This is a genomic window from Streptomyces spinoverrucosus (assembly GCF_015712165.1).
GTDB classification, from domain to species: Bacteria; Actinomycetota; Actinomycetes; order Streptomycetales; family Streptomycetaceae; genus Streptomyces; species Streptomyces spinoverrucosus_A.
The window spans coordinates 1,796,604-1,808,985 of record NZ_JADPZX010000001.1 but is presented as its reverse complement, the minus strand read 5'-3'; the positions used below and the strand labels follow the sequence as shown (position 1 = coordinate 1,808,985).

Annotated in this window: 12 protein-coding genes and 1 pseudogene; 4 read left to right on the top strand and 9 right to left on the bottom strand. The window is 70.9% G+C overall.

Annotation, left to right across the window (positions count from 1 at the left end; genetic code table 11):
* Positions 1-17: 17 nt before the first annotated feature.
* The 9 genes and pseudogenes from I2W78_RS08175 to I2W78_RS08135 all read right to left on the bottom strand — a co-directional run bounded on the left by I2W78_RS08175 (position 18) and on the right by I2W78_RS08135 (position 8,439).
* Complete coding sequence (locus I2W78_RS08175) at positions 18-1,013, bottom strand: hypothetical protein (RefSeq protein ID WP_196458268.1); 996 nt, start codon at positions 1,011-1,013, stop codon at positions 18-20.
* Positions 1,014-1,182: 169 nt separating this feature from the next.
* Entirely contained in the window at positions 1,183-1,713 is a 531-nt protein-coding gene (locus I2W78_RS08170; RefSeq protein WP_196458266.1) for a GNAT family N-acetyltransferase, read from the bottom strand.
* A gap of 120 nt (positions 1,714-1,833) precedes the next feature.
* Positions 1,834-2,134, bottom strand: a pseudogene (locus I2W78_RS41640) (transcriptional repressor); the annotation flags it as partial.
* 98 nt (positions 2,135-2,232) lie between these two features.
* The gene (locus I2W78_RS08160; RefSeq protein ID WP_196458264.1) at positions 2,233-3,420 is read right to left on the bottom strand and encodes a GTP-binding protein; all 1,188 of its coding nucleotides are present in this window, start codon (positions 3,418-3,420) and stop codon (positions 2,233-2,235) included.
* Between the two features lie 7 nt (positions 3,421-3,427).
* Positions 3,428-3,598: a 50S ribosomal protein L32 gene (gene rpmF, locus I2W78_RS08155; protein ID WP_007387878.1), complete on the bottom strand. Its 171-nt coding sequence runs from the start codon at positions 3,596-3,598 to the stop codon at positions 3,428-3,430.
* A gap of 230 nt (positions 3,599-3,828) precedes the next feature.
* Entirely contained in the window at positions 3,829-5,358 is a 1,530-nt protein-coding gene (locus tag I2W78_RS08150; RefSeq protein ID WP_196458262.1) for a helix-turn-helix domain-containing protein, read from the bottom strand.
* A gap of 64 nt (positions 5,359-5,422) precedes the next feature.
* On the bottom strand, positions 5,423-5,620 hold the full coding sequence (locus I2W78_RS08145) for a DUF4236 domain-containing protein (protein ID WP_196458260.1): 198 nt from the start codon (positions 5,618-5,620) through the stop codon (positions 5,423-5,425).
* 62 nt (positions 5,621-5,682) lie between these two features.
* Complete coding sequence (locus I2W78_RS08140) at positions 5,683-7,323, bottom strand: amidohydrolase (RefSeq protein WP_196458258.1); 1,641 nt, start codon at positions 7,321-7,323, stop codon at positions 5,683-5,685.
* A 138-nt stretch (positions 7,324-7,461) separates the two neighbouring features.
* Positions 7,462-8,439, bottom strand: a complete 978-nt coding sequence (locus I2W78_RS08135; RefSeq protein ID WP_196458256.1) for an Lrp/AsnC family transcriptional regulator — start codon at positions 8,437-8,439, stop codon at positions 7,462-7,464.
* A gap of 240 nt (positions 8,440-8,679) precedes the next feature.
* Between I2W78_RS08135 and I2W78_RS08130 the strand changes: the two genes are divergently transcribed.
* The 4 genes from I2W78_RS08130 to I2W78_RS08115 all read left to right on the top strand — a co-directional run bounded on the left by I2W78_RS08130 (position 8,680) and on the right by I2W78_RS08115 (position 12,381).
* Positions 8,680-9,276 (top strand): hypothetical protein, encoded by a 597-nt coding sequence (locus I2W78_RS08130; RefSeq protein ID WP_230885377.1) that lies wholly within the window; start codon positions 8,680-8,682, stop codon positions 9,274-9,276.
* Positions 9,273-9,968 (top strand): alpha/beta fold hydrolase, encoded by a 696-nt coding sequence (locus I2W78_RS08125; protein WP_196458252.1) that lies wholly within the window; start codon positions 9,273-9,275, stop codon positions 9,966-9,968. The genes I2W78_RS08130 and I2W78_RS08125 overlap by 4 nt, the downstream gene beginning before the upstream one ends.
* A 61-nt stretch (positions 9,969-10,029) precedes the next feature.
* Entirely contained in the window at positions 10,030-11,400 is a 1,371-nt protein-coding gene (locus I2W78_RS08120; RefSeq protein ID WP_196458250.1) for a carotenoid oxygenase family protein, read from the top strand.
* Positions 11,401-11,445: 45 nt separating this feature from the next.
* The gene (locus tag I2W78_RS08115) at positions 11,446-12,381 is read left to right on the top strand and encodes an RNA polymerase sigma factor (protein ID WP_196458248.1); all 936 of its coding nucleotides are present in this window, start codon (positions 11,446-11,448) and stop codon (positions 12,379-12,381) included.
* Position 12,382 lies beyond the last annotated feature (1 nt).

The following is a 12,382-nucleotide window of genomic DNA, read 5'->3' as shown; positions in this document are numbered from 1 at the left end:
AGCATCGGCCCGGACGGTCAGGGCTGAGGGCGGGTGATTCTCGTCCTGCCGTCCTGCTCGTCGTCCAGGCGTTGGGCCAGCACGCGGCTGAGCGTGCGGTCGGCGTCGGCGAGCCGCTCCTCGACGGTCTGGCAGAGGATCTGCACCTCTTCGAGAGTGAGGCCCTGCTCCGGTACACGGCTGCCGCTGTCGTCGCCGGCGGCCTCGCGCAGAGCCTGCGCCAGCTCCCGGTCGGCGCGGCCGTGCCGGGCCAGGGACGCGAACACCGGGCCCTGTTCCGTCTGGATGCGCTCCAGCCGCTCCTGGCAGCCGGCGAGTTCGCGGGAGCCCTCACTCAGCTCCTGCTCCGCGGCCGCCAGCGCTCTCTGCGCCGCCGCGGCCCGCTCCAGGGCCTGCCGCGTCCGCGGCGCCAGCACGGCGAGCTGCTGCTCGGTGATCCGCAGCAGGGCGTCGGCCCCCGTGCGCAACTCCCGGTCGACCGCCTCGGGGTCCTGGTCGCGCAGCTCCCGCAGCCGTGTGTCGATGACCTCATGCTGCGCCCGCAGGTCGTCCAGCTCCTCCACCAGCTGCTCCAGCCGCCGCAGTTCGTCGGCCTCCTGCCGCAGCTTCTCGTGCTCCGCCAGGCGGCGGCGCAGCTCCTCCTCCCGGTCCGCGAGCTCTTGGAGAGCCGCGCGTTCCGACGCCACCCGCTCGGCGACCGCGGTGAGTTCAGCCATCAGGTCCCGGGTGGCCCCGCCCATCCGTTCCCCCGGCCGAGCCGCCTCCAACAGCCCGGGCAGCGCCTCGCCCAGGCCACGGGCGTCCGCCAGCGCGTCGTACAGCGCGTACAGGGCCGCCAGGGCTTCGGCCCCGTCGGCTTCGGCCGACGTGCCGCCGTCGGACGCACGGTCGTGTCGGCCGAGCGTGTCGGCGGCCCACCGGACGGCGCACCCCAGCACGTCGAGGGCCAACTCCCGCTCGGTGCGCCCGGAGTCCGCCAACGCGTCCGCGATTTCCTGCCTGCCGTCGCGCACGATGCCCCCTCGTGAACCCTCGGCGGGGCCGATCGGCGCCCCGATGCCGTCCTGGCCGCCAGGTTATCTCCGCGAACCGGAGCCCCGGGGCCACTTGCACGGCGTCGGTCTGCGACCGGCGGAGTCCGTGCTCCCGTCGGGACATGAGCCCGCAGGGGAGACAACCGCTTCACAGGACCAGACTCATCAGGATCTCGTCCCGGTCGTCACCGGGCGCCACACGCAGCGCGCCCGGCCACCGGCCGACCTCGGTCCAGCCCGCCTTGCGGTAGAACTCCTCGAGCCCCAGACCGGACCGCACGGCGAGCTGGAGCCGTTCCAGACCCATGTCGTCGCGCGCGACACCCCTCGCGTGCCGCATGAGGGCGGCACCCACGCCCAGGCCACGGAAGCGGACGTGCGTCTGGACGTGGTTCACCACGCCGCAGTGCGCCACAAGGGGGTGCTCCTCGCGGCGCAGCAGCAGCCAGCCCGCGAGCGCGCCGTCCACGGTCGCAAGGAGCAGTCTGCTCCGGTCCGGGGAGAGGCCACGCGTGATCCTCTCGACCGCCGGCCGGAGCGCGGCCTCGGTCACCGGCGGGAGTGGGCAGTCCATGGGTACGACGGCTCCTCCGGCGTTGATGACCGCCGCCCAGCATGCGGTGAGTTCTCGCCGGACGGCCGCGGTGGCATCCTCGGCCCGGCTGATCTGTGCGGCCATGGGAGTGGGCACAGTCTCATGCGCTGTCACACCCCGTAGCCTGCCAGCCGCGTGAGGTCCCGTGTGCTTCTGTCCCGGCCTGCCCAGAGGCGGGCCGGTCGCCAGGCCCTGCCCCGTGCGTCACCGGCCGGGCGTGAGTCGCCGCTCGGCGTGCTGCTCGGTCGAGCCTTGCGCGGTCGGGGTGACGCGACCGCGGCCGCAGACGCCCTTCAGTTCCACCGTGTGCTCGACCTCGGCGAATCCCATGCTCTCGGCCACGTCCTCCGCCCAGCGTTCCACTGCGTCCGCCTCCACCGCCGTGCTGAAGCCGCAGCCGCGGCAGACGAGACAGTGGCGGTGTCCGTCGGTGGGCCGGGGGCGGTAGAGCCGTTCCCCGGTTCTTCTCCCGTACGACGTCGACCTGCCCGGAGCGGTCCAGGGCGTGGCGCGGCTCTTCCCCGTCCATGAGTGGCCTCCCTGTCCCGTACGTGTACCGGGCCGGACGGTGCCGTGGCTGCGACCACCGTCCGGCCCGGAGTCTTAGTTCCCCGCCACGGCGGTGAGGGGCTCGTGCTCGTGCGCGCAGACCTCGTCGAAGCCGTAGGTGTCCCAGGCGGGGAAGGGGTCGGAAGAGGGGGACCGCTCGCCCTCCCTCATGAGGCAGTCGGCGAGGGCCGCCCGCAGCGGCTCCGCGTCCAGGTGGGTGCCGATGAACACGAGTTCCTGGGCGTAGGGGCTGTCGGTGTCACGCGCGGAGGAGGGCTCGAAGCGTGCCACCGAGCCGGCCTGGGACCACAGTCCCGTCACGTGGGGGCGGCTGGCCAGGGTGAAGAAGCCCTTGGAGCGGAGGATCTGTCCGTGGGCGCCGCTGTCGAGTGCCTCGGTCACGAACGTCCACAGCCGCCCGGGATGGAAGGGCGTCGCGGAGCGGAAGACGGTGGAGGAGATGCCGTACTCCTCTGTCTCGGGGACGTGGTCGCCGTTGAGTTCCCTGACCCAGCCCGGTGCCTGCTGGGCTCGTTCCAGGTCGAAGCGGTTGGCACCCAGGATTTCGCCGACGGGTACGCGGCCCCGCACGGCCGGCACGATGTGGGCGGCGGGGTTGAGGCGGGTCAGGGTGGCCCGCAGCCGGTCGGCTGACGTGGCGTCGACGAGGTCGAGCTTGTTGAGGACGATGACGTCGGCGAACTCGATCTGGTCCATCAGCAGGTCGCTGACCGTGCGTTCGTCGTTCTCGTACTGGTCCAGGCCCCGTTCGGTCAGTTCGTCGCCGGCGGTCAGCTCGGGCAGGAAGCCCGCGGCGTCCACGACCGTGACCATCGTGTCGAGGCGGGCCAGGTCGCCGAGGGTGGCGCCGTCGTCGCGGGCGAAGGCGAAGGTGGCGGCGACGGGCATGGGTTCGGAGATGCCGGAGGACTCGATGAGGAGGTAGTCGAAACGCCCCTCGCGGGCCAGTCGGTCCACTTCTTCCAGCAGGTCGTCGCGCAGGGTGCAGCAGATGCATCCGTTGGTCATCTCGACCAGGCGTTCCTCGGTGCGCGACAGCGCTGCTTCGCCGCCGCGCACCAGGGCGGCGTCGATGTTGACCTCGCTCATGTCATTGACGATGACGGCGACGCGCAGGCCCTCACGGTTGCTGAGGACGTGGTTGAGCAGGGTGGTCTTGCCGGCGCCGAGGAATCCCGACAGGACGGTGACGGGTAGGCGCGGCGAGGGGGTGTGGGTCATGCGGCGGTCAGCCTTCGGGGCGGAGCAGACCGCGCTCGTATGCCTTGGCCAGCCGCTGGGGGACGAGGTACGGCACGCCGTCCACCGTGACCGTCACCAACTGAGGCGTCGTGGCCTTCCATTGCGCGCGACGGTGCCGGGTGTTGCTGCGCGACATCTTGCGTTTGGGTACGGCCATGGGGACCTCCGGTGCGTTCGGTGAGCGAGGCAGAACGATACATGAAAATGGATTTCATTACGACCGTAGCTGTGCTCGGCGTTCCCCGAGGGTGGGCAGGGGTCGTGCTTGACGTGGACCTCCCGCTCCGCGCGGGGTGCGCAAAGTCCCGGAGAAGCCCCAGAAATGCCGCCGCACCCGCTCCTGACCCCCATATGTGGGCCAGGAGCGGGTGCGGCGGCAGCTCTGTCTCAGATGTCCCGGAAGATCTCGATCTGCGCCCCGATCGAGTTGAGTCGCTCGGCCAGATCCTCGTACCCCCGATTGATGACGTACACGTTCCGCAGCACCGACGTCCCCTCCGCCGCCATCATCGCCAGCAGCACGACCACGGCCGGACGCAGGGCCGGCGGGCACATCATCTCGGCCGCGCGCCAGCGGGTCGGGCCCTCCACCAACACCCGGTGCGGGTCGAGGAGTTGCAGTCGGCCCCCGAGGCGGTTCAGGTCCGTCAGATAGATCGCGCGGTTGTCGTACACCCAGTCGTGGATGAGCGTCTTGCCCTGCGCGACCGCCGCGATCGCCGCGAAGAACGGCACGTTGTCGATGTTCAGGCCGGGGAACGGCATGGGGTGGATCTTGTCGATCGGCGCCTCCAGCTTGGAGGGCCGCACGGTGAGGTCCACCAGCCGGGTACGGCCGTTGTCGGCGACGTACTCGGGCGTACGGTCGTGGTCGAGGCCCATCTCCTCCAGGACCGCCAGCTCGATCTCCAGGAACTCGATCGGCACCCGACGCACCGTCAGCTCCGACTCGGTGACCACCGCGGCGGCGAGCAGGCTCATCGCCTCGACCGGGTCCTCGGAGGGGGAGTAGTCCACGTCGACGTCGATGGTCGGCACGCCGTGCACGGTGAGCGTGGTGGTGCCGATGCCCTCGACCTTGACGCCCAGCGCCTCCAGGAAGAAGCAGAGGTCCTGAACCATGTAGTTGGAGGAGGCGTTGCGGATGACGGTCACGCCGTCGTGCCGCGCGGCGGCGAGCAGCGCGTTCTCGGTCACGGTGTCGCCGCGCTCGGTCAGCACGATCGGCCGGTCGGGCCGCACGGACCGGTCGACGACGGCGTGGTACTGACCCTCCGTCGCCGCGATGTCCAGCCCGAACCGGCGCAGCGCGATCATGTGCGGTTCGATGGTCCGCGTACCGAGGTCGCAGCCGCCGGCGTACGGCAGCTTGAAGTGGTCCATGCGGTGCAGCAGCGGACCGAAGAACATGATGATGGAGCGGGTCCGCACGGCGGCCTCGGCGTCGATCGCCGCCATGTCGAGGTCGGCCGGCGGCACGATCTCCAGGTCGACGCCGTCGTTGATCCAGCGGGTGCGGACACCGATGGACCCGAGCACCTCGAGAAGGCGGTACACCTCCTCGATGCGGGCGACCCGACGCAGCACCGTGCGCCCCTTGTTGAGCAGCGAGGCGCACAGCAGTGCCACGCACGCGTTCTTGCTGGTCTTCACATCGATGGCCCCGGACAGCCGGCGACCGCCGACCACCCTGAGATGCATGGGACCCGCGTAGCCCAGAGAGACGATCTCACTGTCGAGAGCTTCACCGATTCGGGCGATCATCTCAAGGCTGATGTTCTGATTGCCGCGCTCGATGCGATTGACGGCGCTCTGGCTGGTTCCGAGCGCCTCGGCAAGCTGCGACTGTGTCCAGCCCCGGTGCTGCCGGGCGTCACGGATGAGCTTGCCGATGCGTACGAGGTAGTCGTCTGCCATGTGGTTGAGGTTATCTCAGATATGAGATGGCGCTTGTTGGGGGGTCCATTCGGGTGATGGGCCGTCAACGCCGCCGTGTCGAACGGGTCCTGCGCCATCCGAAAGGTCCGGGCAAATCCACCGATGTCGTACGACGTCCGGTGCTGCTGCGCGTGTGGCGCGGCCCGTGTTTACCGCCCGTCGTGATGGACCAGGAGCGCCGGTTGATGTTCAGCCGCACCCCGGGCAGGATCTGGAAACTCTTACGGAACGTGAGCGGCATACGCGTCTCCCTCCGGTACGTCGCCGGTCTTCCCGGCTCACCTTCGGTTACCCCGACTTTCCTCACTGATGGCCGGACAGGGGCGCTTCCTTGAAGGGAGATGTGACCAGGAGTCCACCGACGAAGGTGTGGGTGGGCTTGAGGTCGCGCAGGGCGTCGCCGGGGCAGTGGGCGGGGTCCTGGTCCCAGACGGTGAGGTCGGCGAGGCGGCCGGGGGTGAGGGTGCCGCGCAGGTGCTCCTCGCCGCACAGGCGGGCGGCGTTGGTGGTGTGCAGGGTGAGGGCTTCGTCGTAGGTGATGGCGTGCTCGGGGCCCTTGACGCCGATGACGGTCTGCCGGGTCGTCAGGCCCCAGACGGAGCGCATGGCGCCGAACTGGCCGACGGGGAAGTCGGATCCGGCGCTGACCTGGGCGCCCAGATCGATCCAGCCGCGGGCGGGGAAGAGGCGGGCGACGCGTTCCGGGCCCCAGAAGCCTTCCTCCACCTCGGCGGTGTCGTGCAGCAGCGGCTGCTGGATGGTGACGGGGATGCCCAGCGCGACGGCGCGGGCGCGCTGCTCGGGGCCGGCCAGGCCGCCGTGCTCCATCACCAGCGTGCCGGCGGGCAGGCCCGGGTTGCGCTCCAGGACGCGTTCGTAGACGTCCAGGAGAGTGCGGACCGCGCGGTCGCCGTAGGCGTGGGTGCCGACCCGCCGGCCGCGCCGGACCACCGCCTCGACCGCCTCGACCAGCGCGTCGGGCTCCCAGATCAGCGTGCCGGAGTAGGAGTGGTCGCAGGCGTACGGCTCCTCCGTGGCACCGGCCTCCAGGCCGCCGTCGATGCCGAACTTGACGCCCCACACCGACAGCCCCGGGTCGGCGCCGTAACGCCACTCCTCCATGGTGTCGAGCAGGTCCTCCACCTGGGCGGCGCTGGTCATGCCGAGCGCCGAGATCAGCGCCCGCACCCGGACGCCGAGCGCCCCCGCCTCTCGGGCGGCCCGCAGGAGCGCGTAGTCGGCGGGGGAGACCATGCAGTCGCGCACGGTGCCGATACCGGTGGCCGCGTAGTCGTGGGACGCCAGGCGCAGGCCCTCGATGGGCTGGGCCCGGTCCTGGGCCGGGACCAGGCGCTCCACCAGACCCATGGCGTTGTCGATCAGGCGGCCGTCCAGCTTGCCGTCGGCGCCGCGGCCGATGGTGCCGCCCGGCGGTACGGGGGTCTCCTCGGTGATGCCGGCGAGGCGCAGCGCGTAGCTGTTGACGACGTCGTTGTGGCCACCGCGCTTGACCAGGACCGGGTGGCGGTCGGTGGCTTGGTCGAGCTCGGCCGCGGTGGGCATGCGGCGCTCGGCCAGGTTCAGCTCCTGCCAGTTGGTCGTGGTGCGGATCCACTCTCCCTCGGGAGTGACCGCGGCCCGCTGCCGGATCAGGTCCAGGAACTCGGGGATGTTCCGGGCCTGGTGGACGGGCACGTCCTGGGCGCCGAGGGCGGCGAAGATCAGGTGGGTGTGGGTGTCGTCGAAGGCGGGCAGCACGGTGGCACCGGGCAGGTCGTGGACCTCGGTGGCCGCGGTGACCAGGTGGTCGAGGCCGTCCAGGTCGGGGGACAGGGCCAGGACGCGGTCACCGCGAACGGCCAGGGCGCGCTGCGGGGCCTGGCCGGGGACCAGGGTATGCACGGCATTGGCCCGGATCAGCAGATCGGCACCGTGGTCAGTCATCGTCTTCTCCACGCGGTCTCGAAGTGTTTCGGACGAGACCGTTGTACGGGTCGAAGCTGATTCACGTATGTTCGGCGGCTCTGGGCACAGGAAGTACGCCACAGCGGCATTGGCTCATGCAGATTATGCGCCATCCGCTCACAGGCTGCCGGGGCGGACCAGTCCCGTTCGCTTGACGCCGGTCAGGATCGGGGTGACCTCGATGGTGGAGACGTGCTCCAGGGCGCCGATGGTGTCGCTCAGGAAGTGGTAGAGCGCGTTGAGGTCGGCTGCCGCGACGGCCACCAGGAGGTTGGCCGGGCCGGTGGTGGCCGAGGCGAACCGGACCTGGGGATGGCGGCTGAGTTGCCGGCCCGTCTCCTCCATCCCGCCGGGTGACACGGTGATCCACAGGAGGGCCTCGGCGCGGATGCCCAGCCGGGCGAGGTCGACCTCGGTCGCGAGTCTGATGACCTGTCCGCCCACCAGCGCCTCCAGACGGCGGCGGGCGGTGAGGGCGGTGGTGTCGGCGCGGCGCGCGAGGTCGGTGTAGGAGGCTCGCCCGTCCTCGGTCAGCGTCGCGATCAGCTGATGGTCGAGGGGCAGGAGAGCGGGACGGGTGGGTGCGGCGGACATGTCCGGCCGCAGGCTGGTCAGCTCGGCTTCCGTGAGCAGGCCGCCGCTCCAGTCGAAGGCGGCCGGGAAGACCCGTAGCAGGACATGGGAGGTCCACGACTGGACCGCGGGGGTGGCGGGGAGGTCGCGCAGCAGCAGGTTGTTGCGGGCGTCCGGGCCGTCCAGGAACAGGATGGTGCAGATCTCGTCCCCGCCGCCGAGGACGTCCACCCAGACGGTGTCGGGGCGGCGGGCCAGGGTGGCGGCGACGGCCGTGATCCGGTTGGGCTTGCAGCGGATGCGCAGGGCCAGCGGGATCAGATCGGGGAAGTGCACGGGGTTGCGTACGGCTGTGGCACGCAGCGTTCCGTCATGGAACAGCGGCGACGCCCGGCGCACCACCGTGCGCTCCGAGATGCCCAGGACCCGGCCGACCGTGCGCCACGAGGCACGCGGCGCAGCCAGCAGCGCGGCGGTGATCCGGCTGTCTGTTTCATCGAGACGGTGGCGCACTTTTTCCATGCAGCGAGACTCTATGTCCTTCTTTCTCGCTCCATACGTGCGCGCTGGCTCGGAATGCTCGCCCCGCCTGGAAACGAACCACGGCCGAGGACGAGCACGCTCTGGGGCGCGCACTTCGGCTGAGTCGACAGGCCGCGCGAATCTGTGGCGAGCGTCACATCCCAGGGTTCGAACTTCCACCTCCGCCGTGCATCCAGTCCGTGTCGGTCACCAAGCGACTTCGGAGCAGCAATGGGTTACATGCGCGGATTCATCCCCTGGATCGTCGCGGGCGTCGTCTCAGCCTTCGACTGGCGGTGGGGCGCGATCAGTGGTCTCGTCTCGGGGCTGCTGCTCCTGGTGCAGGACCGCCGCCGCCGGGTCGGCCTCGATGCCCTGATCCTGGAGATCAGCACCATCGTGTACTTCGCCGCGGTCGGCGCCGTCGCTCTTGCCAGGCCGGACTCGGCCCTGGCGGACCACACCGACGTCGTCTCCTTCGCCTGGCTCGCCGCCACCGCCTGGGGGACCCTGGCGATCCGCCGCCCCTTCACGCTGGGCATCGCCAAGCGCCAGACACCCCCCGAATACTGGGACATGCCGGAATTCATCCGGGTCAACAACAACATCACCATCGCCTGGGGCGCCGGGTTCTCCTTCATCGGCGTCAGCCTGGCCATCCTCGGGGCACTGGACGCCCCGGCCTGGGCCGGCATCGCCGCCCATGTCGCCGGCCTTGCCGCCCCCGCCGTCTTCACCAAGGTCTACCCGGCCCGCGCCCAGGCCCGCCTGCTGGCCGCCCAGGCCCCCGTCACGGCCGTACCGCAGCACTCACCCGAAGGAGCTGACGCACCATGACCACGGAAGCCAGGAACGTCGTACTCGTCCACGGCGGATTCGTCGACGGATCGGGCTGGAAGGGGGTCTACGACCTCCTGACCGCCGACGGCTACCACGTCACCGTCGTCCAGAACCCCACCCTCTCCCTCAGCGGCGACGTCGCCGCCACCAAGCTGGTCCTCGACGCCCAGGACGGCCCGACCGTCCTCGTCGGACACTCCTACGGCGGCGCGGTGATCTCGGAGGCGGGCAACCACGAGAAGGTGTCGGCCCTCGCGTACATCGCGGCGTTCGCGCCCGACAAGGACGAGTCCGTGAACACGCTCATCGCCGACCCGCCGCCCGGAGCGCCCGTTCCGCCGATCCTGCCGCCCGTCGGCGGGTTCCTCTTCCTCGACCGGGAGAAGTTCGCCGCGTCCTTCGCCGGGGACCTGCCCGAGGGCGAGGCCCGGTTCCTGGCGGACTCCCAGGTGCCCTGGGGCCTGGACGCCCTGGGCGGGACGGTCACCCAGCCCGCCTGGCGGGCCAAGCCGAGCTTCTACCTGGTCGCGACCGACGACCGCATGATCCCGCCCCCCGCGCAGCGTGCCATGGCCGAGCGGGCCGGCGCGACGGTGACCGAGACCGGCGGCAGCCACGCCGTCTACGTGTCCAAGCCCGGTGAGGTCGCCGCGCTCATCAAACAGGCCGCCGCGGGAACCCGCGCATGACGCCCCCTGTGGGTCCCGTGACGCTCACGGGACCCACAGGACACCGGACCAGGAAAGAAGCATGGCGAACGACACAACTCCTCCCCTGTACCTGCGGGGGCGCTTCGCCCCCGTCCCCGACGAGCACACCGCGGCCGATCTCACCGTGCGGGGTTCCCTGCCTCCCGAGCTGGACGGCCGCTATCTGCGCAACGGCCCCAACCCGCTGCCCGGCGAGGACAAGGGCCACTGGTTCATCGGCCCCGGCATGCTCCACGGCATCCGGCTGCGCGAGGGCCGCGCCGAGTGGTACCGCAACCGATGGGTCCGCACACGGGAGTTGGAGGGACACCCGCTCATCCGTGAGGACTTCACCGTCGATCTCACCGCGAACCCCTCCAACACTCACGTGATCCGGCACGCGGGCACCGTGCTCGCCCTGTGCGAGGTGGGGCTCCCCTACTGGGTCACCCCGTCGCTGGAGACCGTGGGGCCGTACGACTTCGCGGGACGGCTGACCACCGCGATGACCGCGCACCCGAAGGAGGACCCGGTCACCGGCGAACTGCACCTGTTCGGCACCGGTTTCGCCCCGCCGTACCTCACCTACCACCGGGTCACCGCGGACGGCGAACTGCTCGACAGCCGGACGGTCGACGTGCCGGGCCCGACGATGATGCACGACTTCGCCATCACCGAGCACCACATCGTCTGGATGGACCTCCCCGTCGTCTTCGACCTCGAACTCGCCGGACGCGGCGGAATGCCCTACCGGTGGGACGACGGCTACGGCGCACGGCTCGGGGTCATGTCCCGAAAGCCCGGCAGCACGGACGTGCGCTGGTACGACGTCGATCCCTGTTACGTCTTCCATGTCGGCAACGCCCACGAGGACGGACACGGGCGGATCGTGCTGGACGCGGTGCGCTACGACCGCGAAGGCTTCCGGCGCAGTTGGACGAACATCGGCGGAACCGCCTCACCGAACGGTCGGGCCGGGGCGCGGGAGCCGCGCAGCCACCAGGCCCCCTCCGTGCTGCACCGCTGGACGCTGGACCCGGTGACAGGCCGCGTCACGGAGTCCCAACTGGACGACCGGGCGGTCGAGTTCCCCACCCACAACGAGACCCTCACCGGGCGCCGGAACCGCTACCTGTACACCGTCTCCGACGAGGGCATCGCCAAGCACGACCTCGCGCGTCACACCACGCACACCCACGCGACGCCCGGCAGCCGCTACGCCGGCGAGGCGGTCTTCGTACCGGCGGCGGACGGCACCGGCGAGGACGAGGGCTGGCTGCTCTCGCTCGTCTCGGACGACGACGGTGCCGCCGGGGAACTGCTCGTCCTCGACGCCGCGGAGCTCTCCGTCCAGGCCGTGGTGGAACTGCCCCACCCGGTCCCGGCCGGCTTCCACGGAAGCTGGCTGCCGGAGCTTTCGGAGCGGCCATGACCGAGGCATGATGCGGTAGCGGCACGTCTCCGGAGGCGTACAGACATGGCACCCCTCATCCCGCCCACCGACGAGGAACTCACCCGCAGAGCCCAGGCCGGCGAGACCGGAGCCCTCGGGCTGCTGCTGGCCCGCCATGAGGCGTCGATGCGCGCGGTGGCGCTGAGTCTGCTCGGGTACGGTCCCGACGCGGAGGACGCGGTGCAGGACGCCGCGCTGACCGCGCTGCGGCGCATCGGCGACGTACGGGACCCCGCGGCCGTGGGAGCGTGGCTGCGGGCGATCGTGCGCAACGCCTCCCGCATGCGCCTGCGCGCCACCCGGGAGACGCCCGGCCTCGACGGCCTCGACCACCTGCGCCTTCGCGACGACGAGCCGTCGCACCCCGAGCGGATCGTCGAGCAGCACGCGATGCGCGACTGGATCTGGGACGCGATGGAGGAACTGCCGCAGCAGCTCCGGCTGGTGCTGATGCTGCGGCACTTCAGCGGCATCACCTCCTACCAGGAGATCGCCGACGCCTGCGAGGTGCCGGTCGGCACGGTACGCAGCCGGCTCCACCAGGCCAGGGGAAAGCTGGCCGAGGTACTGCTGTCGACCGCCGCGCAGGCGCACGACGACGCCTCCGCCGTCACCGAGGACAGCAGGCAGGAGGCGCTGGCGACGCTGGAGAGCGCCATTCGCGGCAGCATCCCCGGCGACATCGCCGAGCTGTGGCCGGCCGAGACCGAACTGCTCGGCACGCTCAGCCGGCCGGGGGAACGCATCCATCCCACCACGGCCATGCGCCAGAACCGGGAGAAGGGCGTGACCCAGCACCTGCGCCACGTGGTGGCCAGCCGGGACATCACCATCTGGGAAATGGACGTCACCAACCCGCCCGGCATCGCCAGCCCGTGCCCGCCGACTCTCGCCTGGCTCATGTTCCGCCGGAACAGAAGGGTTCAGACCCTCCGGGTGATCTTCCCCGAGCCGACATGAC

What these genes read in the sequence shown, in the direction of transcription:
- I2W78_RS08170 (WP_196458266.1), bottom strand. Translation starts at nt 1,713, where the DNA reads ATGGCCGCACAGATCAGCCGGGCCGAGGATGCCACCGCGGCCGTCCGG.
- I2W78_RS08160 (WP_196458264.1), bottom strand. Translation starts at nt 3,420, where the DNA reads ATGACCCACACCCCCTCGCCGCGCCTACCCGTCACCGTCCTGTCGGGA.
- rpmF (WP_007387878.1), bottom strand. Translation starts at nt 3,598, where the DNA reads ATGGCCGTACCCAAACGCAAGATGTCGCGCAGCAACACCCGGCACCGT.
- I2W78_RS08150 (WP_196458262.1), bottom strand. Translation starts at nt 5,358, where the DNA reads ATGGCAGACGACTACCTCGTACGCATCGGCAAGCTCATCCGTGACGCC.
- I2W78_RS08145 (WP_196458260.1), bottom strand. Translation starts at nt 5,620, where the DNA reads ATGCCGCTCACGTTCCGTAAGAGTTTCCAGATCCTGCCCGGGGTGCGG.
- I2W78_RS08140 (WP_196458258.1), bottom strand. Translation starts at nt 7,323, where the DNA reads ATGACTGACCACGGTGCCGATCTGCTGATCCGGGCCAATGCCGTGCAT.
- I2W78_RS08135 (WP_196458256.1), bottom strand. Translation starts at nt 8,439, where the DNA reads ATGGAAAAAGTGCGCCACCGTCTCGATGAAACAGACAGCCGGATCACC.
- I2W78_RS08130 (WP_230885377.1), top strand. Translation starts at nt 8,680, where the DNA reads ATGCGCGGATTCATCCCCTGGATCGTCGCGGGCGTCGTCTCAGCCTTC.
- I2W78_RS08125 (WP_196458252.1), top strand. Translation starts at nt 9,273, where the DNA reads ATGACCACGGAAGCCAGGAACGTCGTACTCGTCCACGGCGGATTCGTC.
- I2W78_RS08120 (WP_196458250.1), top strand. Translation starts at nt 10,030, where the DNA reads ATGGCGAACGACACAACTCCTCCCCTGTACCTGCGGGGGCGCTTCGCC.
- I2W78_RS08115 (WP_196458248.1), top strand. Translation starts at nt 11,446, where the DNA reads ATGGCACCCCTCATCCCGCCCACCGACGAGGAACTCACCCGCAGAGCC.